At 71.3% G+C, this 3,341-nt stretch carries 3 protein-coding genes, 1 tRNA gene and 1 pseudogene; 2 read left to right on the top strand and 3 right to left on the bottom strand.

Going from position 1 to position 3,341, the window contains the following annotated elements:
* Both AC5P09_RS51445 and AC5P09_RS51440 read right to left on the bottom strand, forming a co-directional pair.
* Positions 1–74: transfer RNA gene (locus AC5P09_RS51445), tRNA-Met, on the bottom strand.
* Positions 75–352: 278 nt separating this feature from the next.
* A complete protein-coding gene (locus AC5P09_RS51440) occupies positions 353–1,483 on the bottom strand; it encodes a dihydrofolate reductase family protein (protein ID WP_493880551.1) in 1,131 nt (376 codons plus the stop codon).
* 93 nt (positions 1,484–1,576) lie between these two features.
* On the opposite strand from AC5P09_RS51440, the gene AC5P09_RS51435 reads away from it, so the two are divergent.
* Both AC5P09_RS51435 and AC5P09_RS51430 read left to right on the top strand, forming a co-directional pair.
* Positions 1,577–2,092, top strand: a complete 516-nt coding sequence (locus AC5P09_RS51435; RefSeq protein WP_493880550.1) for a MarR family winged helix-turn-helix transcriptional regulator — start codon at positions 1,577–1,579, stop codon at positions 2,090–2,092.
* A gap of 118 nt (positions 2,093–2,210) precedes the next feature.
* Positions 2,211–2,876: a GTP cyclohydrolase II gene (locus tag AC5P09_RS51430; RefSeq protein WP_493880549.1), complete on the top strand. Its 666-nt coding sequence runs from the start codon at positions 2,211–2,213 to the stop codon at positions 2,874–2,876.
* Positions 2,877–3,261: 385 nt separating this feature from the next.
* Here the strand turns inward: AC5P09_RS51430 and AC5P09_RS51425 are convergent.
* Positions 3,262–3,341: pseudogene (locus tag AC5P09_RS51425) on the bottom strand (DNA-binding response regulator); the annotation flags it as partial.

Genomic DNA, 3,341 nt, shown 5'->3' with positions numbered 1-3,341 from the left:
TAGCGGGGACAGGATTTGAACCTGCGACCTCTGGGTTATGAGCCCAGCGAGCTACCGAGCTGCTCCACCCCGCGTCGTTGTGTCTTCAGTGTACGCCATCCGCGGGACGGAAGTCGCATCGGCGCCGGCTGCCCGGATTGTCCGCACTCGCGTACGGCGGCAAGGGGACGTGTCGGGGGGTGTCCGCCCGCAGCGGTTGGCGCGTCAACACGGGCGCGTTGGTAGGTGACCGATTCCGCGCCGTTCCGAGGACGGACACCCCCCGACACGGCCCCGACCCCAAACGCAACGGCAGGCGCTACGCACACCCCCACCGAGCCCACGCAGGCCGCCGCAGGCATCGCCCGCCCCCTCAGCCCAGCAGATGCCGATTCGGCGCCTTCGCCACCGCCTCGTACTCCGGGAGGACGACGACCGACGCACCCTCGGCCACCAGCACCCCGCTCCCGTCCGCCCCCGCGACGAACGTGTCCGGCTCGCGCCACGCCGTCACCACCCGCCGTACCCCCGCGTCCAGGATCAGCCGCGCGCACGGCGCCGGCCGGGACGCGCGGCGGGCGCACGGTTCCAGGCTGCTGTACACCGTCGCGGAGGCCAGCCGGGGGTCACCCGGCGTGATCTTCGCGAGGGCCGCCTCCTCCGCGTGGACGACGGGGTCGTCGCCCTCCCGTGAGTGGCCGCGCGCCAGCTCCGTACCGTCGGCCGCCACCACCACCGCCCCCACGCTGAACGCCGTATCCGAGGGCGGACACAGGGCCGCCAGTTCGCAGGCGAGGGCGAGCCAGCGGTGGTCGGCGGCGGAGGCGTGAAGGCCGCTGCCCGGTGCCGTCGGCTCGTAGCGCATCAGGACGACGTCTCCGACCGGCCGGGTGGACACCAGCCGGAGGCGTCCGCCCTGGTAGGGGCCGGGGCCGAAGAGGCGGGGTGCGTCCGGGTCGCCCACGAACAGCGGGGCCAGCACCAGCTGGAGTTCGTCGGCGAGTCCCTGCCGCAGCAGCTGGGTGTGGATCTGCCCGCCGCCCTCGACCATGAGGCGCCGGACCCCACGGACGTCGTGCAGGTGCTCCAGCAGCCGCCGCCAGTCGAGTTCGGCACCGAGGGGCACCACGTCCGCCGCCAGTCCCGCCGCACGAGCCCGGGCCGCGCCCTTCTCCGTCGTATAGACGATCTTCTCGCCGCCCGTGTGCCAGAAGTTCGCGGCCGGATCCAGGTCCCCCGACCCGCTGACCGTGACCTTCAGCGGATACTCCGGCTTGCCCGCGGCCACCCGGGCCGCCCGCCGCTCCGCCGAGTTGACCAGCAGCCGCGGATTGTCGGCACGGATCGTCCCCGCGCCGACCAGGATCGCGTCGACGGACGCCCGCACCTCGTCGACCCGGTCGAAGTCGGCCGGGCCGGAGAGCAGCAGGCGGTCGGGGCCGGTGTCGTCCAGGTAGCCGTCGAGGGAGACGGCGGCGGAGAGGAGGACGTATGGGTGGGGCATCGGCGCGGTCCCTCTCGAAGGCGGCGGCACGGCGGGCGTGGTTCACGTCACGGCGGGCTTGGTTCAAGTTTGAAGCAAACCTACACTGGGGGCATGACGACTCGCTGGCTCACCCCGAAGGAGCAGCGCGCCTGGCGCGCGTACATCGCCGCGACGCAACTCCTGGAGGACGCGATCGACCGGCAGCTCCAGCAGGAGGCCGGCATGCCGCACCTCTACTACACCATCCTGGCCTACCTCTCCGAGGTGCCCGAGCGCCGGCTGCGCATGACCGATCTCGCCGAGAAGCTGAAGATCACCCGCAGCCGGCTGACGTACGCCGTGACGCGCCTGGAGAAGGACGGGCTGCTGCGGCGCGAGGACTGCCGCTGGGACAAGCGCGGCACCGTCGCGGTCCTGACGGACGAGGGCATGACGACCCTGGAGCAGACCGCGCCCGGCCATGTCGAGACGGTCCGCGCCTCCCTCTTCGACCGGCTCACCGACGAACAGGTGGAGCAGCTGGAGGAGATCTGCACGGGCATCGCCGAGGGCCTCCAGGGCGACGACGCCCAGTCCGCGCCGGAGGGGGTCCCGTGGCGCCGGCGCTCGTCCCCTTCCTGCTCGTGAGCCACACCACAAACCGATTGCTTCAAATTTAAAGCATGGGGTAGGGTCCAACGCGTGGATCTGCTTCAAAACTGAAGCAGATCCCGCGCTTCTGACCACCGGACCCGGGAGAACCCGCATGCCCGACTTCCCCGCCGCCACCCCCCGCTCCCGCGTCCGCGTACCGCTGCGCTTCCACGACGGCTACAGCGTCGACACCGAGGTCGTCACCTTCCACGGCCTGGCCGACGGCCAGGAACACGTGGCGATCGTCCTCGGGAACCCGGCCCCCGGCACCACCGCAACCGCCACCCCCGCCCCCACCCCCCTCGTCCGCCTGCACTCCGAGTGCCTGACCGGCGACGTCTTCGGCTCGGCCCGCTGCGACTGCGGCCCGCAGCTGCGCGAGGCCGTCGAGCGGATAGCCGACCGCGGCGGCGTGCTGCTCTACCTCCGCCAGGAGGGCCGCGGCATCGGCCTCTACAACAAGCTCGACGCGTACGCCCTCCAGGACCAGGGCCTCGACACCTACGCCGCCAACACCGCGCTGGGCCTGCCCGAGGACGCCCGCGACTACACGGCGGCCGCCCAGATGCTCCAGGCGCTCGGCATCAACAGCCTCGACCTGCTGTCCAACAACCCCGACAAGGCAGGGCAGTTGAGGGACCTCGGCATCCACGTCCGCGATCAGGTCCCCACCGGCGTCTTCCAGAACACGCACAACGTCCGGTACCTGCGCGCGAAGGTCCTCCAGACCCAGCACACGCTGCCGCTTGGCGAGCTGACGGGACGTCACGCGGGCTGATGGTGTAGCCCGCTACACCCCACACTCGGTAACCCACTCCCTCGTGGCCACACACGGCGGACGGAATCGTGGAGATCACACGGATCCCACCGTTTCCCGTCCCGTCCCGCTGTTGTGGAGGCATCCCCTGCCATGGCCACTCTCCTGTACCACGTAGGCCGACTGGCCTTCAGATGGCGCTGGTTCGTCACCCTGCTCTGGATCGCGGCCCTGGCCGCCGTAGGCGTCGCCGCCGCCAAGGCGCCCGCCGCCGCCTCCGACGGGTTCACCATGCCCGGCATCGAGTCCCAGAAGGCCTTCGACCTGCTCGAAGAGCGCTTCCCCGGGTCGGCGGCGGACGGGGCCAGCGCCCGGATCGTGTTCGTCGCCCCGAACGGCGAGAAGGTCACCCCAGCTTCAGGAACACGTTCCCGATGTGCTTGTGAACCGCCCGTTCCGTCACCACCAGAGTCTTCGCGATCGTCG

Source organism: Streptomyces sp. a15, assembly GCF_059026085.1.
The sequence above is the reverse complement of the archived record's forward strand: the minus strand, read 5'-3'. Positions and strand labels throughout refer to the sequence as shown.

Coding starts and splice junctions, on each gene's coding strand:
- AC5P09_RS51440 (WP_493880551.1), bottom strand. CDS start 1,483: ATGCCCCACCCATACGTCCTCCTCTCCGCCGCCGTCTCCCTCGACGGC.
- AC5P09_RS51435 (WP_493880550.1), top strand. CDS start 1,577: ATGACGACTCGCTGGCTCACCCCGAAGGAGCAGCGCGCCTGGCGCGCG.
- AC5P09_RS51430 (WP_493880549.1), top strand. CDS start 2,211: ATGCCCGACTTCCCCGCCGCCACCCCCCGCTCCCGCGTCCGCGTACCG.